Annotated in this window: 24 protein-coding genes and 2 pseudogenes; 9 read left to right on the top strand and 17 right to left on the bottom strand. The window is 50.1% G+C overall.

Going from position 1 to position 24,286, the window contains the following annotated elements; all coding sequences use genetic code 11:
* Positions 1-27: 27 nt before the first annotated feature.
* The 3 genes and pseudogenes from CW734_RS06735 to CW734_RS06725 form a co-directional block, all read right to left on the bottom strand.
* A complete protein-coding gene (locus tag CW734_RS06735) occupies positions 28-1,242 on the bottom strand; it encodes a metallophosphoesterase family protein (protein WP_101189938.1) in 1,215 nt (404 codons plus the stop codon).
* A 99-nt stretch (positions 1,243-1,341) separates the two neighbouring features.
* A pseudogene (locus CW734_RS06730) lies at positions 1,342-2,591 on the bottom strand (ABC transporter permease).
* Positions 2,584-3,483, bottom strand: a complete 900-nt coding sequence (locus tag CW734_RS06725; protein WP_101189937.1) for an ABC transporter ATP-binding protein — start codon at positions 3,481-3,483, stop codon at positions 2,584-2,586. Before CW734_RS06725 ends, CW734_RS06730 begins: the two are co-directional and overlap by 8 nt.
* A gap of 124 nt (positions 3,484-3,607) precedes the next feature.
* Between CW734_RS06725 and CW734_RS06720 the strand changes: the two genes are divergently transcribed.
* On the top strand, positions 3,608-3,793 hold the full coding sequence (locus tag CW734_RS06720; protein ID WP_101189936.1) for a YhzD family protein: 186 nt from the start codon (positions 3,608-3,610) through the stop codon (positions 3,791-3,793).
* Positions 3,794-4,325: 532 nt separating this feature from the next.
* Here the strand turns inward: CW734_RS06720 and CW734_RS06715 are convergent.
* The 3 genes from CW734_RS06715 to CW734_RS06705 form a co-directional block, all read right to left on the bottom strand.
* Positions 4,326-5,105, bottom strand: a complete 780-nt coding sequence (locus CW734_RS06715) for an enoyl-CoA hydratase (RefSeq protein WP_101189935.1) — start codon at positions 5,103-5,105, stop codon at positions 4,326-4,328.
* Positions 5,106-5,192: 87 nt separating this feature from the next.
* Positions 5,193-5,540: a YlbF family regulator gene (locus CW734_RS06710; RefSeq protein ID WP_101189934.1), complete on the bottom strand. Its 348-nt coding sequence runs from the start codon at positions 5,538-5,540 to the stop codon at positions 5,193-5,195.
* A gap of 13 nt (positions 5,541-5,553) precedes the next feature.
* A complete protein-coding gene (locus CW734_RS06705; protein ID WP_232787187.1) occupies positions 5,554-6,702 on the bottom strand; it encodes a DUF445 domain-containing protein in 1,149 nt (382 codons plus the stop codon).
* A 77-nt stretch (positions 6,703-6,779) separates the two neighbouring features.
* On the opposite strand from CW734_RS06705, the gene CW734_RS06700 reads away from it, so the two are divergent.
* Complete coding sequence (locus CW734_RS06700; RefSeq protein WP_058381306.1) at positions 6,780-6,983, top strand: YheE family protein; 204 nt, start codon at positions 6,780-6,782, stop codon at positions 6,981-6,983.
* A 128-nt stretch (positions 6,984-7,111) separates the two neighbouring features.
* On the opposite strand, the gene CW734_RS06695 is transcribed toward CW734_RS06700, so the two are convergent.
* Positions 7,112-8,863, bottom strand: coding sequence for an ABC transporter ATP-binding protein (locus CW734_RS06695; protein WP_101189933.1), 1,752 nt, complete (start codon positions 8,861-8,863; stop codon positions 7,112-7,114).
* Position 8,864: 1 nt separating this feature from the next.
* On the bottom strand, positions 8,865-10,604 hold the full coding sequence (locus CW734_RS06690) for an ABC transporter ATP-binding protein (protein WP_101189932.1): 1,740 nt from the start codon (positions 10,602-10,604) through the stop codon (positions 8,865-8,867).
* Positions 10,605-11,123: 519 nt separating this feature from the next.
* On the opposite strand from CW734_RS06690, the gene CW734_RS06685 reads away from it, so the two are divergent.
* The gene (locus CW734_RS06685; RefSeq protein WP_101189931.1) at positions 11,124-11,645 is read left to right on the top strand and encodes a universal stress protein; all 522 of its coding nucleotides are present in this window, start codon (positions 11,124-11,126) and stop codon (positions 11,643-11,645) included.
* A 168-nt stretch (positions 11,646-11,813) separates the two neighbouring features.
* Entirely contained in the window at positions 11,814-12,203 is a 390-nt protein-coding gene (locus CW734_RS06680; RefSeq protein WP_232787186.1) for a low molecular weight phosphatase family protein, read from the top strand.
* Positions 12,204-12,301: 98 nt separating this feature from the next.
* Here CW734_RS06680 and kynB read toward each other — a convergent pair whose 3' ends face one another.
* The 5 genes and pseudogenes from kynB to CW734_RS19630 all read right to left on the bottom strand — a co-directional run bounded on the left by kynB (position 12,302) and on the right by CW734_RS19630 (position 15,764).
* Positions 12,302-12,925, bottom strand: a complete 624-nt coding sequence (gene kynB, locus CW734_RS06675; protein ID WP_101189930.1) for an arylformamidase — start codon at positions 12,923-12,925, stop codon at positions 12,302-12,304.
* Positions 12,926-14,167, bottom strand: coding sequence for a kynureninase (gene kynU, locus CW734_RS06670; protein ID WP_101192157.1), 1,242 nt, complete (start codon positions 14,165-14,167; stop codon positions 12,926-12,928).
* 29 nt (positions 14,168-14,196) lie between these two features.
* The gene (locus CW734_RS18735) at positions 14,197-14,754 is read right to left on the bottom strand and encodes a chromate transporter (RefSeq protein WP_232787185.1); all 558 of its coding nucleotides are present in this window, start codon (positions 14,752-14,754) and stop codon (positions 14,197-14,199) included.
* Positions 14,755-14,800: 46 nt separating this feature from the next.
* Positions 14,801-15,342, bottom strand: a pseudogene (chrA, locus tag CW734_RS18730) (chromate efflux transporter).
* A gap of 260 nt (positions 15,343-15,602) precedes the next feature.
* Positions 15,603-15,764 (bottom strand): hypothetical protein, encoded by a 162-nt coding sequence (locus CW734_RS19630; RefSeq protein ID WP_332871030.1) that lies wholly within the window; start codon positions 15,762-15,764, stop codon positions 15,603-15,605.
* A gap of 12 nt (positions 15,765-15,776) precedes the next feature.
* Here CW734_RS19630 and CW734_RS19625 point away from each other — a divergent pair, with 12 nt between their 5' ends.
* The 4 genes from CW734_RS19625 to CW734_RS06650 all read left to right on the top strand — a co-directional run bounded on the left by CW734_RS19625 (position 15,777) and on the right by CW734_RS06650 (position 18,468).
* Positions 15,777-15,965, top strand: coding sequence for a hypothetical protein (locus CW734_RS19625; RefSeq protein ID WP_332871029.1), 189 nt, complete (start codon positions 15,777-15,779; stop codon positions 15,963-15,965).
* A 193-nt stretch (positions 15,966-16,158) separates the two neighbouring features.
* Positions 16,159-16,944, top strand: a complete 786-nt coding sequence (locus CW734_RS19620; protein WP_332871028.1) for a hemolysin family protein — start codon at positions 16,159-16,161, stop codon at positions 16,942-16,944.
* Between the two features lie 74 nt (positions 16,945-17,018).
* Positions 17,019-17,912 (top strand): cation diffusion facilitator family transporter, encoded by an 894-nt coding sequence (locus tag CW734_RS06655; protein WP_101189929.1) that lies wholly within the window; start codon positions 17,019-17,021, stop codon positions 17,910-17,912.
* Entirely contained in the window at positions 17,905-18,468 is a 564-nt protein-coding gene (locus CW734_RS06650; protein ID WP_101189928.1) for a hypothetical protein, read from the top strand. Before CW734_RS06655 ends, CW734_RS06650 begins: the two co-directional genes overlap by 8 nt.
* A 47-nt stretch (positions 18,469-18,515) precedes the next feature.
* On the opposite strand, the gene CW734_RS06645 is transcribed toward CW734_RS06650, so the two are convergent.
* Complete coding sequence (locus CW734_RS06645) at positions 18,516-19,574, bottom strand: mechanosensitive ion channel family protein (protein WP_101189927.1); 1,059 nt, start codon at positions 19,572-19,574, stop codon at positions 18,516-18,518.
* Between the two features lie 50 nt (positions 19,575-19,624).
* Positions 19,625-20,935: a DUF2254 domain-containing protein gene (locus CW734_RS06640; protein ID WP_101189926.1), complete on the bottom strand. Its 1,311-nt coding sequence runs from the start codon at positions 20,933-20,935 to the stop codon at positions 19,625-19,627.
* Positions 20,936-21,336: 401 nt separating this feature from the next.
* On the opposite strand from CW734_RS06640, the gene rsgA reads away from it, so the two are divergent.
* Positions 21,337-22,392 carry a ribosome small subunit-dependent GTPase A gene (rsgA, locus tag CW734_RS06635; protein WP_101189925.1) on the top strand — a complete coding sequence of 352 codons (1,056 nt, stop codon included), beginning with the start codon at positions 21,337-21,339 and terminating at the stop codon, positions 22,390-22,392.
* A gap of 43 nt (positions 22,393-22,435) precedes the next feature.
* Here the strand turns inward: rsgA and CW734_RS06630 are convergent, their stop codons facing one another.
* Complete coding sequence (locus CW734_RS06630) at positions 22,436-23,071, bottom strand: response regulator transcription factor (RefSeq protein WP_058381319.1); 636 nt, start codon at positions 23,069-23,071, stop codon at positions 22,436-22,438.
* Between the two features lie 12 nt (positions 23,072-23,083).
* A complete protein-coding gene (locus tag CW734_RS06625) occupies positions 23,084-24,193 on the bottom strand; it encodes a GAF domain-containing sensor histidine kinase (RefSeq protein WP_101189924.1) in 1,110 nt (369 codons plus the stop codon).
* Between the last annotated feature and the right edge of the window lie 93 nt (positions 24,194-24,286).

The raw sequence follows: 24,286 nt of genomic DNA, 5'->3' as shown, positions 1-24,286 counted from the left end.
AACCGTAAATAATCAGTTTTTCAAGTTTCATCGCTGGTCCTCCAATGCCATCATCTTGCGGATCTTCGCTTCCGCTTCCGCCCGCAGTTCCTCCTGCAGCCCGTCGTTCAACTGCGGCAGGAAACGCCCGCTTTTCGGATGGTTGTAAAGCTCCTTCAATGCCTGTTTCCAGTCGCCCGACTCCCAGTGCGCCAGACGGCTGGCGAGCTGTTTGCCAAAAGGCGATAATTCCGCTGAGAGGGCATTCCTGTCCAGGTATACCTTAGATATATGAAGGAAATCTTCCCCCTCACTAAGCGCTTCACCCAAAGCATACACGAGCTCTGCATTCGGGATATCTTCAAGCATATAGATCGTTGCTTCGTCCAGATTTTGGAGCTCCAGTTCCGCCACGAGTGCCTCAGCATCATGCGCTTCGAGCTGCTCTTTGACAATGCTGAATAATTCATTCATATGCTGGACACTGCTGCAATCGACACTGATTCGATCAAAGCGCACCGCTTCTGCCGCAATGAATTTCAGATCGGCATGGCCATCCGTCAGCACGACGTCATAAAAACCTTTAGGGCCGGATTCTTTCCTGTGGCGCCCTTGCAGATTCCCGGGATAAACAATTGGTGGATCCGTCGATAACTGCTGCCGTTTATGGATATGGCCGAGCGCCCAATAATCGTAGTTTTTGGCTAGCAATTGCTCTTTGCGGAATGGCGCGTATACGGCGTGCTCGGTATCGTTTTCCTCAGAGCCATGGAGCATGCCGATCTGGATGACGCCTGATTCTTTGCTTGGATAATGTTCAATCATCGATTCCGTTACATGACGGCGGCCGTAGCTGAATCCGGCAATTTTCACCGTTGCGCCGCCCACTTGCAGCGTCATATTTTCTACACTGTCCTGAAAGACATGGACATTTGACGGCAATTCAAAACTAGCCGCACCCCCACTTAAATGATCGTGGTTGCCATGACTCAAAAAAACCGGGATGCCCGCTTCGTCTAATTGCTCCATGCCTTGCTGAAAACGATGCTGTGCGCGCAAGTTGCGGTCTTCCCCGTCGTAGACGTCCCCGACAATCAATAAAAAATCAGGCCGCGTTTCAAGCGTGTAGGAAATCAACCGTTCAAAAGCGGCCAATGTGCTGTTCTGCAGCTTTTTCCATTGCTCGCTGCCGAGCCCTTTCATGCCGCTGAACGGGCTGCCGAGATGCAGGTCGGCGCTGTGGATAAATCGAATGCTTGCCATCGTGATCCCCTTTTCAAAAGCGAATATTTGTTCTTATCTTACCATTTTCGCGGGCGAAAAAAAACTGCCTGCGGAAACTTCCCGCAAGCAGCATCTTCATTATTTTTCGTTGCCAAGCTTGATCGCCCGGCGGATATCTTTCAGTGATTGCGATGAGCCGTACATCAGGACGCCACCGCGATAAACGCGGGCGCCGAACCAGCCAAGTATGCCAATCGTCAACAGCATGATCGCAATGGACAAAAGTGGTTCCCATAACGGAATATCGAGCAGGCCGACACGCAGGAACATGACGAGTGGCGCGAAAAACGGGATATAGGAAGCGACCGTTACATAACCCGCTTCCGGCATGGAGATGCCGGAGAAAGCGATGAATGAGGCAATGATGATCAAAATCATCATCGGCAGCATCAATTGCTGGACATCCTCTGTCCGGCTAACGAGCGAGCCGAGCAACGCCGCGAGCACGGCATAAAGGAAATAGCCCAGCAAAAAGAACAGAATAGCGTAGAAGAACGTGCTGAATTTCACTTCAGAAAAGCCCATGACGCTAAATACGCCTTCGGTCAGATCCGATCCTGAACTTTGGATCGCCAAATATCCGGCAAGTGCAAAAATCATCATCTGCAAAATGCCGAGCGAGCCGATGCCTGCAATCTTCGCAAACATATGCTTGACCGGTGAGACGCTGGAAATCAAAATTTCCATGACGCGCGAAGATTTTCGTTCGCTACTTCCATGGCGATCATATTCGGATAGTAAATGACCGCGATATAGATGACCATAATCAAAATATAGACAAGGCCGCGCGCTTGGCTTAATTCTTCCTGAGATTTGGAGGATTCGGCAAGCGCTTCACGCTCCATTTCAACTGGCGCAAACAACTGGGCAAGCTCCGTTTCTTCCAGCTCCAGCTGCTCGGCTACCCTTGCTGTCTGTAAGCTCTGGAGGGCGTTTTCAAGTTCTGCCGCCTGAGCCGATTCAGTTGCGGACTCCACTACATAACGGGCAGTGATTCCATCAGCGCCTTCGATAATAAGAAAAGCGTCCATTTCACCTGCTTCCATATCCACCCTCAATTGTTCTTCAGAAAGTTCGCTCGCTTCTAATTGAATGGCGCTGTCTTGCTGGTCGAGCTGGGCTTGCAAGGCTTCAGTATACTGTCCTGTTTCATCCACCACTTGAAGCGTTTGCTGTGAACCATCATCTCCATCGAATGACTCGATGATCGACGGCAGATTGGCCAGCAGGAAAAATGAAGCGACAACGACCAGCGTGGTGATCATGAACGATTTCGTCATCGCTTTCGTTTTGAATGCCTGTTTGAAAATGATCCAGAAACTATACATGGGCACGCCCCACCTTTTCAATGAAAATCTCTTCGAGGCTCGGCTCTTCCAAAGCAAACTGGCGCACAGGGCCGAGCTCTAAGGCACGGGCGAGTAAGTTTTGGCCGACCGCTTCATCGGCAATGCGGAACACGCCGCCGTTGCGCTGAGCGGTAAATTTCTCGACGCCTGGCAATTCGCCAAGCGAGGTGATATCGGCATCTGTGTGGATGCGGACGTTCTGTTTGCCGAATGTGCGCTTCACTTCCCGTATCGATCCGTGGACGACAAGTTTGCCTTTGTCCAAGATGCTCATGTCGTCGCATAATTCTTCGACATGGTCCATGCGGTGGCTGGAGAACACAATGGTTGCCCCTTGTCTTTGAAAATCGAGTATCGCTTTTTTCAGCATTTCCACATTGACAGGATCCAGCCCGGAAAACGGCTCGTCCAAAATCAATAGTTTTGGGTTATGTAATAGAGACGCGATCAACTGGATTTTCTGCTGATTGCCTTTCGATAATTCTTCCACTTTTTTATTGGCGTAATGAGGCACTTCAAAGCGCTCCAGCCAATCCTTTGCGCCTTGCTCCGCCTGTTTTTTATCCATGCGCCGCAGCCGTGCCAAATAGACGAGCTGGTCCTGTACTTTCATCTTCGGATACAAGCCGCGCTCTTCCGGTAAATAACCGATGTCCGGGCTGTCTGCATAACTGATCCGGCGGCCCTGCCACAACACCTCGCCTTGTGTCGGCGTAAGGAGCCCGAGCGCCATGCGGAAGGTCGTCGTCTTGCCAGCCCCGTTCGCGCCAAGAAAGCCGTGCATCTGCCCTTCGGCTACATCGAGGGAGATATCGTCTACAGCTGTAAAATCGCCAAATTGTTTTGTTGCGTTTCTAATCGATAAAGTCATCATTCATATCCCCTTTCCACCTTTATATACGGCAGTAAAGCCGAAATGTTTCAAATTTGCAGGACATTTCCATGTAAACCCTTTATACTTAAACTGAATAACCGTTCAGAAAGGGGTGCCGAATATGAGAACTTATAAACTGACTGCTTTCGAAAAAACCGGCGAATTGATTACAGAAGAAACTTTCACCGCGGAGACGGACGACGAGGCGAAAGAACAAGGGCTTGCGCTGCTCGAAGAAAAAGCGCTGAGCGAAAAAACCCACCGGCTTGCATCTCCAGCCGGCAAACTCTTATTGTTCCATACCTAAAAAACACGGCAGCCGCCGTGTTTTTTCTAGCTTGTCGAGAAAGGTAAGAAACCGTATTTTCCGAAGCTTATCGCTCGCTTTCCGTGGGCTCGCGCCCAAGCCTCCTCAGTCGCTTCGAAAACCTTTTGCTCAACTCTCACTGCGTTCGAGCATCGCAGAAAACCCGTTTGCTCAACTTTCGCTTCGCTCAAGCGTCGCAAATGAATGCGCTCAGCTAAACTTCGCTCATTCATTCCTTGCGGGGTCTTGGCCGTCTCGCTGATCCACTGGAAAGATATGGTCGACCTACGGGAGACCTTATCTTTGCGAAAGTAATGCGCAGCATTATTGAGCAGAAGGGTTTACGAGCGAACGCTTCTTCAAATACTTAGATAGATCATTGATTATTGAATGTAGAAAAAACGACTCCATTCTAATTCGTAATGGATTAATGGACTTCTTCAATACTCTGTAACAAACACGGTTGTCGTGTTTGTTCTTTTTGTTCTTTTTTCTCCATAGAAAAAAGAATGGCGGAAACCCGCCATTCTTTTCATTTCCCTTTAAAAGCAGGCTTGCGCTTTTCGACAAAGGCTTGTATACCTTCGAGATGGTCTGCCGTTTTACGCATCGCCGATTGCCCGGCTGCTTCGCCTGCGAGCACTTCATCCAACTCCGAAAGCTTCAAGCCGTGCAGGATTTCTTTCGATTTCAGCATCGCAGCAACCGGAGAGGCAAGCACTTCATGCGCGTATTTCTCCGCCTGTTCCAAGCCCCTGCCTTCCGCCGTCACTTCTTCGATCAATCCTTTGGCGAGGGCATCATGCGCTGTCAGCACTTGGCCAGCCCAAATCAATTGCTTCGCCCGCGGTACGCCGACACGCTCTTTCAGGAAGAAATGGCCGCCCCCGTCCGGGATAAGCCCGATGCCGATGAAATTCATCGCCAATTTGCTGCTTTCTTCCGCCACCACATGGTCGCAGGCAAGCACCATGCTGAACCCGAGCCCCGCGGAAGCGCCGTTCACAGCCGCAATGGTCACTTGTGGCCGCGTATACAGCGCTTTGGCCAGGCGGCTGCCGTCTCCCATGACCACATCCATATCCATCGGGTTTTCGGGATCGACCATTTCTTTAATATCGCCTCCGGCAGAAAACGCCCGCCCTGCCCCGTGAATGATCAGCGCGTGAACCGAATGGTCATTTTTCAAGCTTTCAAAGCAATCCGCGAGCTCTCCCATCATTTTCGCGTTCATTGCATTCATTGAATCCGGACGATTCAGCACCAAGTGCGCCAAACGCCCATCTTTTTTCAGCATTATCGTTTGATACATAAGAAAAAGACACCCCTTCGTAAAAATGAATTAGCATTCATCTTTACGTATTCGGTGTCTTTTCCGTAAATCCTTTTTTTTCCTAAATTACATGCTTTCGTAAAGTTCTTGTACTGGCTTGATCAAAACACGATTTACTTCTTCGATCATTTGGCTAAGGGCCATTTCAGCTTCGAGCATAGACAAGATTTTCGGGTTTTCCTGAGCAGCTTGTGCTGTCGCTTGAGCACCCATCATTTCTTCTTCCGTGATTTCTTCGCCTTGCTGTTGTTTTTGCTGCAATGTAACTTGCAAATCGCGGAACTTCTTGAACAATTCGTTCGCTTCGCTATCTGCTGTTACTTGTGCAACCGCTTCTTGAAGTTTTTGGAATTCCTCTGTTGAACGGAATGTTGATTCCAATTTGTTAATGTCGTCATAAATGTTTACTGCCATGTAAATCTCTCCTCTACCCTAAATTCAGTACCGTGACGAGCAAACCCTGGAGTATGCCGATAAAGCCCCCCAGAAATGCGCCCAATACCGTGATCATCTTGAATTCTCTCCGTGAAATCCCGAGCACCAATTCTTCCAATCGGCTGAGCGGCAGAGAATCGACTTGCTGTCTGACCATATTTTCCATGTCGATTTTCAATATGGCCTCTTCTAACTTCTGCTCTCCCATTTCAAACGCGAAGTCCGTAATGAGAGGCGTAATATTGACACTTGTCCATTCTAACCCCCGAGGCCATGTCTCTGCAAGTGATGCGTCCAGCCTGCGTGAAATGCCTGCCTGATCGCGGACATACTGCTTGATGGCGAGAATGGCCGGCTCGGCGTCGAATTCTTTCAGCAGCTCGTCTGCACGCTTGTCCTGCAGCTTTTCCCATTCGCGGAACGCCAAGGTGCCAAGCAGCTCGAAAGTTTTCGGGGAATTGAGGAATTTGATGATTTCCGATTGGGTCTTATTCGTGATCGACTGCGAATCGCCGAATAAATTGTGGAGCACGGATCCGAAACGGCCGCGCGATACCAAAAATTCATCCAGTAAACTTTTGACGGTCTGACGCCCTGCAGGCGAGGCGAAATAATCTGTTCCTCTGCCGATAGTGTATTTGACGCCGCCGAAAATCTTTTCTTCGATTCCCGGCTTCCAGGCTTCCGGAAGCAATTCCCGGACGGTTTTTCCGGCGATATACTCATCTATGGCATCCCGGTTGCGGTCGACCAATCCATCGAGTTTCGCTTCAAGCTTTTGGTCAATGTGTTGTTGATTGGCAAGCTCCAGCCATTCGTTGAACGTGCGAGGCGAGGAAAACAGATGCAAGTCCAATTGGCGATTGAGCCAATTCTCGGTTTTCTTGTGCATCGCTTCATTGAAAAAACGCTTCTTAAACGTTTCTGGCGTCAGCAAATGTTCGACCACTGTGCGGCCGAGCTGGCGCGACAATTCATCCCGGCGCTTCGGGATCAGCCCTGGCGTAAACGGCAGGCGGAACTTGCCGATATATTTCGCTTCGTATGGCCAGAATAGCATCTTGATGGCCAAATGGTTGGTCATGCCGCCGATCAAGGCACCGATCAGCGCCATCAGCACTAATGTCAGTAGAATATTCAACTAAGGTCACTCATTTCTTCTTTGTCTATTGCGCCGCTTCCCCTATAATGGAAAGAGACGATCAAAGGGGGATTCCGATGCTGCAGCATTTTAAATTCAAGCCGATGTTCGAGGACAGCCGGCTTCCCGGCTGGAACATCTCATTCTTTTACCGCAATGAACGCATTCGCGGCGAGTATCATCCGGATGGCTCGATTGTTTGGCAATCCGCGCCGCCTCAGGACGAGGAAGCCATCAAGAAAATGGTCCATGAGCTGATGCTCTATCATGTATACGACTGAAGCGCCGGGAAAGTTCCGGCGCTTTTTTCATTTATGCCATGAGCCGTAGCTATATTATAAAGATAGAGCCGCCGGTTTCACAACAATAGCGTATTGCTTCCCCTAAAAAGAAAAAAAGGGGTGGCCCCTTACCCAACGTTCTGGGTAGAAGCCATCCCTGATTGGATGCGATACATCTGGCGGTAGATGCCATCATGATCCATCAATTGATCATGCGTGCCGGATTCAGCGATTTCGCCCCGGTCGAGCACCAAGATGCGGTCTGCATTCTTGATGGTCGACAGACGGTGGGCGATGATGAACGTCGTCCGGCCTTTCTTTAATACATCCATCGCATGCTGGATGATTTCCTCTGTCTCGGTGTCGATATTCGACGTCGCTTCGTCCAGGATCAAAATCGCTGGATCGAATGCGAGCGCCCGTGCAAATGACACGAGCTGGCGCTGTCCGGAAGAAAGCGTGCTGCCTTTTTCCACTACGGGCTCATCGATGCCATTCGGCAAATGCTTGGTGACCCGCTCGCCGCCGACCGCCGCAAGTGCCGCTTCCGCTTTTTCACGGCTGACGCGTTCGTCTCCGAGCGTGATATTGGATTCAATTGTTCCGGTGAACAAATATGGATCCTGCAGCACAATGCCCATGTGTTCACGCACTGCCTGCCTTGGCAGATCATTGACATTGACGCCGTCGATTAAAATCTGCCCTTTTGTCGCGTCGTAAAAACGGAACAGCAAATTCATGATTGAACTTTTCCCTGATCCTGTATGGCCGACAAGTGCGACAGTCTCCCCTTGCTTCGCTTCAAATGATAAATCCTTCAGTACATAGTCTTCATCTTTATACGCAAACCATACATGCTCAAAGCTCACATTGCCTTGGTAGCGTTCGACCCGTTCGTCGTTGACCGGTTCACCGGGACGGTCGAGCAAGCGGAACACACGCTCAGCTGCCACGAGTGATTGTTCCAGACGGCTGAATTGGTTGACGATGCCGCTGATCGGATTGAACAGCCGGATGATGTAGTCGACGAATGCATACAGGACGCCGACCGTCACTACCGTGTTGCCGCTCATCGAAGCACCGCCGAAATACCAGATGAATAGAACGAAAATCATCGAGCGCAAGACGCCGACCATATTATGCGAAGCGGCTGCTTCTAGCACCAATAATTTCTGCTGGAATTTGAAATGCTTTTGGTTGAGCTCTTCAAATTCGCCTTTCATCTGCTTCTCGCGCCGGAACGCCTGGATGATGCTCATGCCCTGGATCGATTCATTGATCATGGCATTCATCTCACTGACTTTTTCACGGACGACATGATTGAAGTTCGAAGCATACTTCCGGTAAATGAGCATCCATCCATACAATAGCGGCACGAGCACGAAGGCAATCGCCGCCATGCGCCAATCCAGATAGAAAAGGGCAGCATATATCCCTGCCATATACATGAAGCTTGTCGCGAATTGCGCAAGCACCGTGACGAATAACTCACGGATCGCTTCGGTGTCGTTGGTGATGCGCGCGACCACTTTCCCTGCCGGCAAATTATCGAAATAGCTGATCGGCAAACGTTGGACATGTTCAAAGACATCGGTCCTCATTTTACGGATGACCCGGTTCGCGCCTTTTTGCAGCAAGATATACTGCAAATAGCGGAACACTGCCGTGACGACCGATAAGCCGAAGAATAAGGCCAAAAGCTGTGCGATCGGGCCGAATTCGATTTCCCCGGCACCCGAGATGTGTTCATCGATGATTTCCATGGCAATCAAAGGCGCTGCCAAATCGGCGGCCACCGCCACCGCAAGGAACACCAAGCCCCAGATGATGACGCCCTTGAATTGCAATGCGTAATTCGTTAATCGTTTTCCTGTTCCCATCTTATTGCACCTCCCCGATTTGCTGGCGGAGGAATTGTTCATGATACCAGCCTTGTTTTGCCACTAATTGCTCGTGCGTACCTTCTTCGATGATGCGCCCATCATCCAGCACGACGATCCAATCGGCGTGTTTGATGGCAGACAATCGGTGCGTCGTGATGATCGTCGTCTTGCCTGCCCGTTCGCGTTGGATGTTCTCGATGATTTTGGCTTCCGTCTTGGCATCAACTGCCGAGAGGGAATCATCCAAAATGAGGATTTCCGGATTTTTGATAATCGCCCGTGCGATCGAAATGCGCTGCTTTTGCCCCCCTGAAAGCGCGACGCCTTTTTCGCCGACCAGTGTTTCCAGGCCGTTTGGCAACATTGCCAAATCTTTTTCGAAATAGGACAGCTTGATGGCCTGGGACACTTCCTCTTCCGTCGCATCCGCTTTTCCAAACAGGATGTTCTCCAGAATGGTCCGTGAAAATAGGACGTGATCCTGCGGGACATAGCCGACCCAATCGCGCAATTGCGCTTTGCTTAGTTCGTTGATTTCGATGCCGTTCATCGTCAAGGAACCTTCACCTGTCGGGTATTCCTTCAGAAGCTGTTTGACGAATGTCGTTTTGCCGCTTCCCGTCTTGCCGACGATGCCGAGCGTCTGCCCGCTGTTCATCGATAAATTGATGCCTTGAAGGTTGATCGATGTCGACTGTGGATATGTGAAACCGAAATCACGGAAGCCGATGCGCTCCGGATGCCCGGTTTCTTTTGTCGTTTTCGGGTCAACCACGTCTTCTTCGTAATCCAAAGTTTCATTGACGCGGTCGATCGATGCATTGCCGCGCTGCAGGATATTGATCAATTCACCGATCGCAAACATCGGCCAGACGATCATGCCGAGGTAAACGTTAAAGGCAACCAAATCGCCCAAAGTCATCGTCCCTTCGGAAACAAGAAACGCGCCATAACCGAGTCCGATGACATAACTGATGCCTGTCAGCACTTTCGTGACCGGCGCGAACAGCGCATCGATGCGCTCGACCGCCATGTTCTTTTCGTAAACATCTTGCGTCATGTCTTGGAATTCCTTTTCAGATGAACGTTCCTGCACATATGCCCGAACGACGCGGACGCCACCGACCGATTCCAAGACGCTGTCGTTCATATCCCCGAATGCATCCTGTGCCAACGTGTAGCGCTCGTGGATTTTCTTGCCGAGCAATTGGACGACAATCGCGAGAACCGGCAATGGCAAAATGGCTAAAAAGGTCAATTCCCATGACACGAGAATCCCCATCGCCACGATGATCGTCGCCATGTATAAAGTCGAGTCGACAAGTGTCAAGATCCCAAATCCTGCCGTCTCGGAAATCGCCTTTAAATCATTGGTCGAACGGGCCATCAAATCCCCCGTCCGGTTCTTCTCATAGAATGTCGGCGTCATCTTGAGGAAATGCCCCATCAGGCTTGAGCGCAATTGCCGTTCGATGACATAAGCCCCGCCGAACAATTGGTATTGCCAGATGAAATTGATGACATAAGCCAGCACCATCGCGACAAGTAAAACGACGACATACTGCCAGAGCAGATCACCCGTCAGCTCCTGCTGGGCGATGGCATCGATGGCCACCCCGATCAGCCAAGGCGGGACGATCTCGAGAATATTCGCTACAAATAAGAGCACCACTGCGATTGTATAGCGCAGCCAGTTTTCTTTAAAAAACCATTTCAATTTCCATAAAACATCAAACATACATTACGCCTCCTTTCCATTTTCAGTTTGGCTAATCGCCTTCAAGCGATTCCTTGATGAGTGCTTTTTTCACATGAGGCTTTTCCATAATGCTTCTCTCCCTTAGTTTCGATTATTTATTTAAGCAGCCAGGCTGTTTAAACCACACAAAAAGAGCGCATACCTGTTTTCAGGCATGCGCTCTTGAAAATAGGACTGGATGCACAGACCCAACCCGAATATTTCTAGTTACGAAGTAAATAGCAATTAAAAATCATCGGAGTGCCTGGCAATGCTATGCAATTGGTTTTTAACGCCTTTTGAATTTTTTTCATTGTCCAAACCTCCTTTTCCATATATTTGTTAGTTCAAGAGTACCACTCGTTTTTTTGAATTGTCAAGCTATTTTGAACTGAAATGACAATTCAGCCAAAAGTCGTACTGCCGCTCCCCCAGCTACCGCCAGTTGTGCCCGAAAGGTTTGCAACTACAATATTTGGGGGAACAAAAGAATAACAGCAAATTGAGGCGGTGAAAGAAATGTATAAGAATATTGCAATCGCATATGGCGGGTCGGAGGGCAGCCGGCTGGCACTGGACAAAGGCATAGAACTTTCCAAGATTCTTCCAGGCTCCAAGCTGACAGTCATCTACGTCAACGAAGAAGCGCAGGAACGCACAGGCTATATGGATGTAGGACATGCTTCAGCACCAGTGACTTCAGCAAATGTAGACAGTTCGTATGCACAATTCATGCCGCAGGGAATCGGCGATGATGGCTACCGGCCGCCGCCGGAATTGGATACAGCCCGTGCTTCGGAATACTCGAAGCATATGCACAACTCCATTCAACAGCAGCTCGACGCCAAAAACGCCGAAGCGTCTGTTTTGGCGCTTGAAGGCCCGGTCATCAAGACGATCACCGGATTTATAGACGAGCAGAACATCGATCTATTGATTGTCGGCAACAGCGGGAAATCCGGATTGCAGAAATTTTTCGTCGGTTCTGTCAGCAGCAAGCTGATCAAAGATTCCAATTCTACCGTTCTTGTGGTGAAATGATCCCCCTAGGATGTGGACTCCCCCATCCTGAGGGGATGTTTATTTTATGACATATTTTGACATAATTAAATGAATATCATATATTTATCTGTTTGCCAGATTCCCTACATGGGTAAAGAATACTAATTAAACCAGCTGGAAAATAAAGAAAGGAAGAAGGGGTCAGCCATGCCGAGACATACTGTATATTTTCTATCATCACATCAACATCGCGGGCTGATGGCTGAAATTTGGGCGAGCCGCTTAATGCTGCCGGACTGGGACATCAGAAGTGCGGCATGGAACCAACCATCTTTCAACGACATTCCGATAGAAGTGCTAAAAGAGATCATCTTGGAGATTCCGCCAGTCGAGCAGCGCGTATATAATCCGGACGAAGTGAAACAGGCGGATTTGATCATCGCCCTGCATGACGGGGAATTCGAACAAGCTGATATACCGGACGATTTGCCGATGCAGAAATTGGTGCGCTGGGATATCCCAAACCCTGAAATCCGCAGCACGGACAATAACGAAAATGGGCTTTATATCAGGAAGTCTGCGATGCCATCGCGATGAATATCAAGGAAATGGAACCGTTTCTCAGATCACAATATGCACAGTGAAAAATATAAAGAAAAGGCCGACAAGTCAAAATGGACTTGTCGGCCTTTTCTTTATTCTTTATACAGCACTGCACGAACAGGGCTGCCTTCCCCGCCGCGGATCTTCAAAGGCAATGCAGCCAGTTCGTAGACACCCGCCGCGACATCATCCAATACGATGCCTTCCAAGATGAAACGTTGATTGCGGTTCATTGCGTGATGCATCGGCAGCTCCTTGCTCGTCTCAGGATCGACAGACGGTACATCGACACCGAGCAGCCGGATGCCCTTGTCTTTCATCCATTCGGCGATCGCCGGGTCGAATACCGGCCAAGCTCCAGGAAACGCGCTGCGGTCTTGCCACGCTGCCGTCTTCAACAGGACCGCATTGACACCTTGCACGAGCTCATCCAGATCATCCAGCTGCACTTGTTCCAGACCTGACACGTCCATCACTTGGGCTGTCGTCAAATATACCTCAAGCGGCAATTCGTCAGTCTTCAAGCCATTTTCATCATAATGGAACGGCGCGTCAATATGCGTGCCAATATGCGTGCTTGAGCTGAGTTCGCCGATATTCACCGAACCGCTTTGCTGTTTCGTGACCGATAAGCGATAGGAAAACGGCGTATCCCCCGGCCATTCCGGAGTAGAACTGTCCAGCGCCATCGAAATGTCTATGATCGATTTTGCCATTTAGGCCACCACATTTCGTTCGTTGCTGAATTCTTTATAAAGTTCGTGCTCGATAATATCCTGCAAGGCGAGCGCTACTTTCTCTACATCTTCAAAGCTCGTGTAGAAAGCGATCGGCGCAAGGCGGATAATATCCGGCGCACGGAAATCCGGGACGATTCCTGCTTTTTTCAACGCTTTGCAGATGCGCGCCGCTTCAGGATGCGCGAGTGCGATATGGCCTCCGCGCTGTCCATCCGCTTTTGGCGTGACGTCTATTAAAGAAGGCACAAGAGCCGCAAGCCTTTCGCGCAGCATAGCCGTCAACTCCAGCGATTTGTTGCGGATCTCACCGATCCCTGCTTCTTCGAATAATTCCAGGCTGCCAATCAGCGGTGCCATGCTGAAAATATTCGGCGTGCCGACCTGATAAGCACCGGCGCCTTCAGCCTTCGTGAAACTATGGTCCATGTCGAATTGCTTCGCCTTGTCCGAACCGAACCAGCCAGCTATTCCAGGATTCAAATCGTGATGGCGCTCATGCAAATACAAGCCGCCTGTTCCGCCCGGACCGGAATTCATGTATTTATAATGGCACCACACAGCGAAATCCACGCCGTCCGCATGCAAATTATGCGGCATGGCGCCTGCCGAGTGAGCCAAGTCGAATCCCGCGATGATGTTGTGCTTGTGTGCAGCTTGCGTAATCTCACGGATCGGCAGCAATTGCCCGCTTCGGTAAAGAACCGACGGCAGCAACAGGACCGCAACATCGTCTTTCATTTCCGCTAAAATATCTTCCAGCTCGAGCGTATAGCCGTCGCGGCTTGGTACTTTGCGCATTGCGATTGCCGGATCTTGCCCGCGCAGGCGCAAATGGCTCTCTACTGCATAAATGTCAGACGGAAAATTCAGCTCGTCGACCAAAATGACATAACGCTCATCTGTCGGCGCATAGACCGTCGACAGCATCTGGTGGATATTCGACGTGATCGAGCCGGTGACCATCACTTCATGTGCTTCTGCCCCGAACAAAGGCGCCGCTTTTTCGCTCAGCGTCTCTGCCAGCGTAAACCACGGATGCTCGCCTTCTGTCCAGCCTTCGATGCCGAATTGTTTCCAGCTATCCATAAGCGCAACCAGCTTTGCTTCAGCACGCTTTGACATCAGGCCGAGTGAATTCCCGTCCATGTAAATGGTTCCTGGTTCTACAAAAAACTGTTCTTTGAATTTAGCTAACGGATCTTGTTGGTCTTTCTGCATTGCCGTATTCAAATCTCATCTCTCCATTTCTATAGAGCATAAGCCAGCGCACCGAGAAGCGCCGTAATCAAGACGACTTTCCACGGAGCCAGTTTCAAATAGACTAACATTCCGAAGGCGGCAATCGCAATGGCGAAGTCAACCGGCCCTTGAATGGCGGAGGTGAAAACCGGATCATACAGCGCCGCAAGCAAAATGCCGACAACGCCTGCATTGATGCCTTTTAAGGCTGCTTGAATGCCAGGCTTCGTGCGGATGACGCTCCAAAACGGCAAGGTCCCGATGACCAATAGGAATGAAGGCAAGAACATCGCGATGACGGCGATCAATACGCCGCCAGCCCCGTTCATCAATTGACCCAAATAAGCAGACAAAGTAAACAATGGCCCCGGAACAGCCTGTGCTGCACCGTATCCGGCGATGAAGGCGTCTGCCGTCATCCATTCAGGCACGACTTCACGCTCGAGCATTGGCAAGACAACATGGCCCCCGCCAAAGACGATCGCACCGACACGGTAGAAAATATCAAAAATCGCGAATGCGCTCGATTCGATGAACGGGCGCATAAGAGGCAAGCCGATCAGCAATGCCCCGAAAATCCCCCACGCGGCGAGACCGGTCTTTTGCCGAAGGTCAAGGCGAGCTTGACGGCCTCAGGCGCTTGTTCTCTCCGGTACAATAAAACCCGATGACGCCTGTCAATAGAATGACGACGATTTGCGCCCAGGCAGTCGGCACCAGCAAAATGGCGATGGCCGCACCAAAGGCGATCATCAACCGCTGAACATCCGGTGTCAATGATTTCCCCATGCCGAGCAAGGCATGCGCGACGACCGCCACTGCGACGATCTTCAAGCCTTGCAGCCAAGCAATGTCGACCGAACCGCTGCTGATCAGCATGGCGAAAATCATCAAGGCGACGACAGAAGGCAAAGTAAACCCGAGCCAGGATAAAATCCGCCCATAATCCCTCCGCGCAGCATGCCGATCGAGATGCCGACTTGTGAACTTGCAGGACCCGGCAAGAATTGGCACAATGCCACCAAGTCTGCATACGCTTTATCGTCTAACCATTTTCTTCTATGTACATATTCATCCCGGAAATAGCCGATATGGGCAGCTGGCCCGCCAAACGAGGTCAAGCCTAGCTTGGTCGAGGCTTTCAGGATTTCCATCCAGCGTTCTTTTCGATTCACTATCCATCTCCTTTCTCTTTGGATTCTTCTCTATCATAACGGTTTGCTTATATGTTTCAATATTAAATCCATGTAAATATTTTTACTGAATAATTAGTCTTTTGGTGGTATACTTTTAAAAGCTTTACCTGCCACAAAGGGTCCGATCCCACCCATGAATATGCCATGCATTTGCTAGCGGAATCGTCTTCATTTCTACCATCTTTCATTTTCAGGAGGTGCAAACTTTGCGTCCTTCCTTAACAGGACCGGCGCAAAGGAGTCATTTGGACATACCTTTTACGAATTGCGGCGATCGCCGCTTTGATCGGTTCTGCCGCATTCTTTTCTGCATGCGAATACGCCATCGTCAATATCCGCACGGCACGTCTTGATGAATCGATTGCCAATAATAAAAACAAGCACAAGCCGCCGTGAAAATTGCGGGGCAGGCCGATACGTATCTATTCGCCTGCCAAGTGGGCATCGCCTTATCGGTACTTGGGCTCGGCTGGGTTGGCCACGCGCTCGTACAGGAAACGGTGCAGCCCATTGCCGAAAATCTCGGATTCCCAGCAGCAAGCGCTGGATGGATAAGCTTTTGGCGGCATTTCTGGCGGTAGCTTTGCTATTAGTCATATTCGGGGAGCTGTTTCCGAAAGACCTTTGCCATCCGCAATCCGGAACAGGTCATTCTCTTGCTTGCTAAACCGCTTACTTTGCTTATGCCCTTTTATTTCCATTCATTTTCCTATTCAGCGCCATCGCCCGCTTGATATCGGCTTTGTTTGGCATCCAAAATTATCACGCAGCGAAATGGGCCATACCGAAGAAGAATTGAAATTGCTGTTATCCGAAAGCCTGAAAAGCGGTGAAATCAATGTATCTGAATTTGATTACGTCAACCGCATCTTCGAATTCGATGAGCGCATCGCCAAAGAAATCATGGTTCCGCGGATGGAAATGAGCACGATCGCCCATGATGTCAGTTTGCGCGAAGTATTTACATTGGACGGAATCGAGCAATTCACGCGCTATCCGATTACGGACGGCGGCAAAGACCATGTCCTCGGCGTCGTCAATATGAAACATTTATTAAGCGCTTACGTGAAAAACCGCGACACCGGGAATTTGCCGGTGTCCGCGTTTATCCAGCCGGTCATCCAAGTCATCGAAACAATGCCGGTTAATGAACTATTATTAAAAATTCAGCGTGAACGCATCCATATGGCCATTTTGCGCGATGAATACGGCGGTACTTCGGGGCTTGTCACCATTGAAGATATACTCGAAGAAATCGTCGGCGATATCCAGGATGAGTTCGACGTCGACGAAGCGCCGGACGTCCAAAAGCTCGGCGAAGACCATTATATTTTCAACGCCAAATTATTGCTTGATACCGTGAACGCCATTCTGGGGATTCACATCGACGAGGAAGACATCGATACGATTGGAGGCTGGTTTATGGACATGCATTTCGATGCAGTCGAAGGCCAGAAAATTATCGAACAAGGCTATGAATTCCGCATCCAAGAAGTCGACGGCCATCATATCCTTTATTTAGAAGTTCAAAAAGCACCTGCTGAAGATCTTCCTGTATAATAGTATTTGCGATACGGCCCTCTTTGGAGGGTCGTTTCCGTTTTCCCCACAATCCAATCTGGAGATGAATTGCAATGGAATTATACGATAATCTCCGCAAAGGAGAAAAAGGCGCCTGGCTCAGCATCGGGGCTTACCTGTTTTTAAGCGCCCTCAAACTCGGCGTCGGGTTTTGGGGCGGCTCTGAAGCGCTAAAGGCTGACGGATTGAACAATGTTACCGACATCGTCGCTTCCGTCGCTGTGCTGATCGGATTGAGGATTTCTCAAAAACCGCCGGATGACAACCATCACTACGGCCATTTGAAAGCAGAGACCATCGCTTCCCTATTGGCGTCGTTCATTATGGCTGTCATCGGCCTTCAAGTGCTGTTGAATTCAGTGAAGACGGTGTTCAATCCTTCTCTCGAACCGCCTTCCCCATTGACCGCTGTCGTCGCGTTTTTCTCGGCAGCCATCATGTATGGCGTTTACCGCTATAACTTGAAGTTGAGCCGCGAAATTAAAAGTTCAGCCGTCCGGGCCGCTGCCTACGATAATCGTTCGGATGCGCTTGTCAGCATCGGCGCCGGAATCGGCATCATCGGGGCCATCTTCGGGGCACCGCTGATCGATTCGATCACTGCTTTTCTCGTCGGGCTCATCATCATCAAAACGGCTTTGGATATTTTCCGCGAATCGGTGTTGACCTTGACCGACGCGTTTGATGAAGAAGCCGTCGAATCGCTTTCGGTTGTCATTCGACGCGTGCCGGGCGTACTGGATCTGCGCGATTTCAAAGGGCGCACACATGGAAATGTCATGTTCATCGACTTGACCGTCAGCGTCGCGCCTTATTTGAATGTGGTCGAAAGCCATTGGATCACCGAAGAAATTGAACGGAAAATCCAGAAAGTGAAACCAAATTGCGTCGTCCTCGTACATATAGAACCGGATTACTCGATAGAGGAGGACGAAGAGGATGGTTGATTTTTACGATCAGAAAAAAATCATTTTGGTTACGTTCGGCATCATTCTGCTTATTTCCGCTTTATTTGTTCCAGCTGCCGTGTTCTACCCGGCAAAAGTCGTCACCATCACACCGGAGGCAGAAATCGTCGGCACGTCGTTCTGGTCGCTCGTGCTTGGCGGTGTGGGCATGGTATTGCTAGCGGCCTCATTGTTCATCGCAGCACTGATCGAACGGCCCTTGAAATCCTGGCTATTGTCTGGCGCTGTTGCCGTCATCGGGCTCGTGTCGATCGCTTTTTCTCTCGGTGATTATTACTATATGACCAATGACGGCTTCACGTACAACCCGCCTCTCTCCTTCACTTCCTCTAGCTATACATGGGAAGAGTTTGAAAGGGTCGAAGAACGGCTTCAAAAACAAGACGGGACCAATTCGATCGAGTCGGTCGCCTATTATTTCCGCGACGGCGACATGATCGAATTCTCCAGCGGCCGGATTTTTGAAATGCACAACGACTTAGTTCACCGCGTCGAAGCGGCAGGTGGTGAATTCACCCGTATCCAAGCACAATAACAGAGAAAAACGCCTGATCTTCTGAGATCAGGCGTTTTTTCTTACTTTTATTCCGTTCTTTCGCCTGGTAAAGACGCAAGGCGAATGCCGTGTTCTACAAACAAGGCAGCGATGCCATGGCGGATCCGACTTTCTAAGCGGTCTTTCATTTCGACGTTCAAGACGCGCGCTTCCACTTGGAAATCCATCGAGGAATTGCGGAAATCGATGAACTGGGCGTCAGGCTTTTCATCAGGTACACCGTCGACTTTTGTGATTTCGCGTTCCGCTGCCTGCACCAGTAATTCTGAGACCAATTCCGTATCACAGCCGTACTCGACACTGACGACCACACGAGCGAACAGCCTTGCCCCCGAGCGGTTCTTGACGATTTGCTCGATAAAATACTGGTTCGGCACAACAAGCGTCCCGTCTTTGGAGGTTTCGACGATCGTCGAGCGCAATTTGATTTTCGTGATGCGCCCGATTTTCTTGTCGATTTCGACCATTTCACCGACTTCCATCGGCCGTTCAAATAAAATGATTATGCCCGAGACAAAGTTTGCGGCGATGTTGCGGACACCGAAACCGATGCCGATCCCGAGCACACTGAAGACAATGCCTACTGCCCGCAGGTCCAGCCCGACGATTGTAAAACTGACCGCAATCGCCAGAAACATCACGGCGTAGTAAATGAGCCGGTTGATCGTATAGCTCATGCCCAGCTCCACATCGAACTGGCCATAGACATAAGGCATGACAAAACTATTAAACGCCTTGACGACGCGGCTCGAAAACGTGACGATCATGATGGCGACGACGATCAGCAAAATGGAGACGCCGACCCCTTCCGTTTCATAAAAAGGCGTCGTCAGCCATTCTTCCTGCCCGAAATAAAACAGGAATAGCATAATGCTGCCGTATAAGGCGACCCAATTCAGAATATCTTCGAGAATCGGATAAATCCGCTCCTGATAACCGTCATGCGTCACGATCCGTTTCAGCACGGCTTGGGCAATCCATTTTCCGATGAGTATCAACAATAAATAAACAAAGAACAAGAAAAACTCAATGACCGATAAATTTCTCAGAACACCGATGCCTTCAAATAATTGCAGGTTTTGCATAAGTCCCTCCTTTACAGGCAGCACCATGAACCATCAGATGCTGGTGCTCATCATGCTTCCTGCTCCAGCAGGTAATCGCTGAGCAAAGCCGGACGACGATCCACCGCTTTTGCCAGCGCATCCAATTTCCCTTGGATGTATCTGCGGTCCAGACGTTTAAAGGGCGAACCCTTCAAATGTTCAAGCACGTGCAGCTGTGTTTCCCAAATGGCCTCGTGATTCGCCGCATCCGATAATTGCGCAGCGTTTGTCAAAGATTCAAGGATAGCGGCCACAACTGATACATCTTCTTTTCCGTAATGGATCAGTTGATGGAACGTCAGGTAAAGAAAATGCGGGAATGTGAAGAACGGATAGCGCACGCGGCCTCTTTGCTCTTCGTCCCGGATGGTGATGGCTCCGGTCTCGAGATGGCTTATCTTTCCGAGCAGCCGCCCGATCCGGATGATGATGCCATTCGCTGTATTCGGGTCGTTGATGCCTGGGGAAATCGCCCGCAGCGCCACTTCGACCATTTTCTGAATAGCAAAATCGAGATCCTGGTCCGTCGTCCGCTCCGTGCCGATCGTGATAAAGCGGCGAAGATCGATGTCTTCTTGCTGTCGTTGGTACACGCGGAATAACGGCGTATTCTCATGGACATACGAACCGATGCCGTGGAAAATTTCAACTTCCAGGTCGTGCTCCACCGCATACTCCGTCAATTTATCGAAATACAGGAATTGGATATACCCATCATTTTCTGCCAGGATGGTTTCCGCGAAGCCGTCGGGATTCCACTCTGTTTCAATCTCCATTTCCTGCTGTTGTTTTTCACTATACGTATCGATGATGCGCTCCGTATCTTCTTCAAGTTCCTCGATCAACTTCTCCACCTGCACGTTCGTTGCTATGTGATGGATAAAATATGCAAACGTCGCCAAACAGATAAACGCAATGACGATCCCAACAAAAGTGGAAATGACGTCATGCGTATAAAGGGCGTCGCGCATGAACAATAAAGACAACGTGTTATAGATGAAACCGCCCAAGAAGACACCGAGCACGCGCCATGTCAGGCGGTCGTGGACAAAATTCTTCAATGTCCTCGGTGAAAATTGGGAAGAATACATCGTCAGCACGACGAGAATCGTGGAAAACGTAAACGTCGTCATCGTCAACAACGCACCGGCGAGCGCGCCCATGATCGTTTGGGCCAATTGTACATTGGTCAGCAGGATATCCGGAATGAATTCACGGTATTGCCGAATGACCAATAAATCCACATAAAAAAATCCAATGGATAATAACACGGCAAGGAAGCTGTAGAGAGCTGGCGTCACCCATAATTTTTCCCGCCAATTGTAAAGAATCTTTTTCATAACTTCCCCCCCCCTAAAAAAATAGTCACTTGTTCCCCTATTCCATTTGGGGCAAACGCTGGTTGTACGGCACTCCACACCGACAGCAAAGTCGCTTACCTACTATAGCATTTTCGGACACTTATGGAATAAACGCTTTCACTCGTCGGAATATTGTCAAAATACTCTCAAAAAATTATTGACCTTCACTTCAATTGCGCTTATCATTATCTTAACTTATGGAAAGAGGTGAGGCAGTATGGTGACAATTTCAGTTCGTGCAACCCGCAACTTAATGATGTTTGCTATGATGTCTCCCTCTGTGTATCGCTGACGATACGCTTCTTTCCTATGCGCGGAGACCATGGCAGGCATTATTGCAGCCATGGTTTTTATTATGCATTTTATAGGAGGAAGTTACATTGTCGATTATCAAACAATACGGATGGAATGAATCATTCCAACAAGCATTGCCTGAACAGAAAATACCGGGCCGCGTCATTCTCGAACATAAGAGCGGCTACCGCGTCATGACCGATTTCGGTGAATGGCCGGCCACTTTATCCGGAAATTACCGCCATAGCCACAGTCGCGATGAATTCCCGAGCGTCGGAGATTGGGTGGCACTGGAACAAATGCCTGGAGAAGACAAAGGCATCATCCACCAGCTGCTGCCAAGAAGTTCGCGCTTCGCCCGAAAAGCGGCAGGGGAAACGTCCGAGATGCAGACCATCGCCGTCAATCTCGACTACGTCTTTCTGGTCATGTCGCTCAATCACGATTTTAATGTCCGGCGCCTTGAACGCTATATGGTCGCAGCTTGGGATTCAGGCGCCATGCCGGTCGTCGTGCTGACAAAAAGCGATCAATGCGAAGACCCGGCAGTTTACTTGAAAGAAGTCGCCGCTACTGCATTTGGTGTCGATGTGTTTGCCGTTTCAGCTTTGACTGGTGCTGGCATGGACGCCTTCAATCGCTATTTAACGGATGGCAAAACCGGCGCGCTGCTCGGTTCTTCGGGCGTCGGAAAATCATCGCTCATCAACGCCCTGACCCATAGCGATAAAATGGCGGTGCAGGACATCCGGGAAGACGACAGCAAAGGCCGCCATACGACGACACACCGCGAACTGGTGCTGCTGCCAGGCGGCGGTTTATTGATCGATACGCCGGGCATGCGCGAATTCCAGCTTGCCGATTCCGCCGACGGGCTTGATGCAAGCTTCCAGGACATCACGGGCTTCGCGGCCGAATGCCGTTTCCGCGATTGCAGCCACCAACAAGAACCGGGCTGCCGCATCCAATCCGCTCTTACTTCCGGCGAATTGCCGGAAGAGCGCTATGAAAGCTATTTAAAATTACTGCGTGAGCTCGACTATATCGAACGAAAAAGTGATGCTGCCAAACAACAAGCAGAACGCGCAGTATGGAAACAGCGCACGAAAGAATACCGCAGCCGCCCCGTCAAGAAAAGATAAAAGACTGCCGGATTTCCATCCGGCAGTCTTTTTCTAGTTCCATTCAATTGGCGTATTCCGTCAACCCATGCTTGACGGCGTAAAGCGCCGCTTGCGTCCGGTCCTGGACTTCGAGTTTGATGAAGATATTGGAAATATGCGTTTTCACCGTCTTCTCGGTCACGAACAAAGCAGACGCCACTTCCCGGTTGCTTTTCCCTTTGGTCAGCTCCGCGAGCACTTCCGCTTCCCTTGGCGTTAAAGGATGGAGAACGTGCGGCGGCGGGTCTTCCGGCGCTTTCGCCAATTCCGACGAAGCTTTCGGATGCAGCGTATTCTCCCCGCGCATCAAGCTGCGCAGCGACTCCACCAATTCGTCCGGTTCGATATCTTTCAACTGATAGCCTGCCGCTCCTGCTTCGATCGCCGGAAGGATGTGGTCGCGGTCGGAAAAGCTCGTGAGCATCAACACAATGATATCCGGATAAGACTCTTTGATTTTCCGAGTTGCCTGGATGCCGTCCATTTCAGGCATGACCAGATCCATCAAGACGATATCCGGCTGCAGCTCGCCTGCCATCTCGACAGCTTCGACGCCATTCGCAGCCTCCCCGACCACTTCAATGTCTTTTTGGGTTTTCAGGAAAAACAGCAATCCTCTTCTTACTACGTGATGGTCATCCGCAATCAATACTCTCATCTTGCCACTCCTTTAATACGGAATCCGGACAAGGATTTCCGTTCCTTTGCTTAATTCGCTGGACCAATCGGCAGTGCCGCCTTCTGCTTTCGCCCGATCGCGAATGCTCTGTATGCCGATCGACGGGATCGTGCCGTGTGCAGGGGAAAAACCGAGCCCTTCGTCTTTAATGACCAATAAGACATCTGTCGGTGTAATCGTCACATAGATTTGGGCAGCGCTTGTGCCCGCATGCTTGCGCACATTATTCAATGCTTCCTGCGCAATGCGAAATAAGGTTTCTTCTGTACGCGACGGCAATTGGATCACGCCGGTCACTTTCGTTTCCATCGACAGCCCGAGCATTTCCCCGTACGCTTTGATCGCATCGATCAAGCCGCTCTCCAGCCCTTTCGGCCGCAATTGCCAAATCAACGCCCTCATTTCGTTGAGCGCTTCCTGGCTGAGATGCTGGATGTCCCGGAACGTGCTCTTTTGCGCTTCGTCTTCCGCCATTTCGATGCCGCCCCTCGCCGTCAACGTGACCGAGAATAACAGCTGGTTGACGGAATCGTGCAAATCCCGCGCGAGCCTATTGCGCTCTTTGACGAGTGCCAGCTCTTGTTCTTGTTTGGTCAGGACGATGCGCTTGATGGCGGATCCGATCTGGAATGCTACCGATTCCAATAAGGCCAGTTCGTCTTTTGAAAAGCGCACCGTATCGGCCGCAGCAATATTGAGCAAGCCGAACTTTTCCTTGCCTGACTGGAGCGGTACAGTCGCGTGATGAGAAATATTACCGATTTTCCCGTGTGCTGCTTTGGCGTTTTCAATGCGCTGGCAGGCGATGATATTCGACGCCTTTTCCAAATCGCCGTCATGATAGCGTTTGACGCACCAGCAGCCGCCTTTTGTTAAATGGCGGCAGTCCCGCTCCTCGAGGGCATCCGGCAAATTGGCTTGTGCCACAAGTCTGTGCTTGCCTTTTTCATCTATGAAAAAGATCCATGCCGTTTCAAAATTGGAGTTTTGCAGCAGCTTGTCGATCGCACCGCCGAGCATGCGCTCCATATTCGTTTCTTCGTTCAACAACTCCGCGATCTCTTTCAATAAAATGACGTCCGAATGCTGTTCAGGCACCATGGGGCTGATCCCTCCTAGTTGCTATTGTAACCATAAGAACCGGCGTTTGCCTCATTCTTTCGAATGAAAAAGCTCCCTCTATGGGGAGCTTTT

It is taken from the genome of Planococcus sp. MB-3u-03, assembly GCF_002833405.1.
Lineage (GTDB): Bacteria > Bacillota > Bacilli > Bacillales_A > Planococcaceae > Planococcus.
The sequence above is the reverse complement of the archived record's forward strand: the minus strand, read 5'-3'. Positions and strand labels throughout refer to the sequence as shown.

What these genes read in the sequence shown, in the direction of transcription:
- CW734_RS06735 (WP_101189938.1), bottom strand. Translation starts at nt 1,242, where the DNA reads ATGGCAAGCATTCGATTTATCCACAGCGCCGACCTGCATCTCGGCAGC.
- CW734_RS06725 (WP_101189937.1), bottom strand. Translation starts at nt 3,483, where the DNA reads ATGACTTTATCGATTAGAAACGCAACAAAACAATTTGGCGATTTTACA.
- CW734_RS06720 (WP_101189936.1), top strand. Translation starts at nt 3,608, where the DNA reads ATGAGAACTTATAAACTGACTGCTTTCGAAAAAACCGGCGAATTGATT.
- CW734_RS06715 (WP_101189935.1), bottom strand. Translation starts at nt 5,105, where the DNA reads ATGTATCAAACGATAATGCTGAAAAAAGATGGGCGTTTGGCGCACTTG.
- CW734_RS06710 (WP_101189934.1), bottom strand. Translation starts at nt 5,540, where the DNA reads ATGGCAGTAAACATTTATGACGACATTAACAAATTGGAATCAACATTC.
- CW734_RS06700 (WP_058381306.1), top strand. Translation starts at nt 6,780, where the DNA reads ATGCTGCAGCATTTTAAATTCAAGCCGATGTTCGAGGACAGCCGGCTT.
- CW734_RS06695 (WP_101189933.1), bottom strand. Translation starts at nt 8,863, where the DNA reads ATGGGAACAGGAAAACGATTAACGAATTACGCATTGCAATTCAAGGGC.
- CW734_RS06690 (WP_101189932.1), bottom strand. Translation starts at nt 10,604, where the DNA reads ATGTTTGATGTTTTATGGAAATTGAAATGGTTTTTTAAAGAAAACTGG.
- CW734_RS06685 (WP_101189931.1), top strand. Translation starts at nt 11,124, where the DNA reads ATGTATAAGAATATTGCAATCGCATATGGCGGGTCGGAGGGCAGCCGG.
- CW734_RS06680 (WP_232787186.1), top strand. Translation starts at nt 11,814, where the DNA reads ATGCCGAGACATACTGTATATTTTCTATCATCACATCAACATCGCGGG.
- kynB (WP_101189930.1), bottom strand. Translation starts at nt 12,925, where the DNA reads ATGGCAAAATCGATCATAGACATTTCGATGGCGCTGGACAGTTCTACT.
- kynU (WP_101192157.1), bottom strand. Translation starts at nt 14,167, where the DNA reads ATGCAGAAAGACCAACAAGATCCGTTAGCTAAATTCAAAGAACAGTTT.
- CW734_RS19620 (WP_332871028.1), top strand. Translation starts at nt 16,159, where the DNA reads ATGGGCCATACCGAAGAAGAATTGAAATTGCTGTTATCCGAAAGCCTG.
- CW734_RS06655 (WP_101189929.1), top strand. Translation starts at nt 17,019, where the DNA reads ATGGAATTATACGATAATCTCCGCAAAGGAGAAAAAGGCGCCTGGCTC.
- CW734_RS06650 (WP_101189928.1), top strand. Translation starts at nt 17,905, where the DNA reads ATGGTTGATTTTTACGATCAGAAAAAAATCATTTTGGTTACGTTCGGC.
- CW734_RS06645 (WP_101189927.1), bottom strand. Translation starts at nt 19,574, where the DNA reads ATGCAAAACCTGCAATTATTTGAAGGCATCGGTGTTCTGAGAAATTTA.
- CW734_RS06640 (WP_101189926.1), bottom strand. Translation starts at nt 20,935, where the DNA reads ATGAAAAAGATTCTTTACAATTGGCGGGAAAAATTATGGGTGACGCCA.
- CW734_RS06630 (WP_058381319.1), bottom strand. Translation starts at nt 23,071, where the DNA reads ATGAGAGTATTGATTGCGGATGACCATCACGTAGTAAGAAGAGGATTG.
- CW734_RS06625 (WP_101189924.1), bottom strand. Translation starts at nt 24,193, where the DNA reads ATGGTGCCTGAACAGCATTCGGACGTCATTTTATTGAAAGAGATCGCG.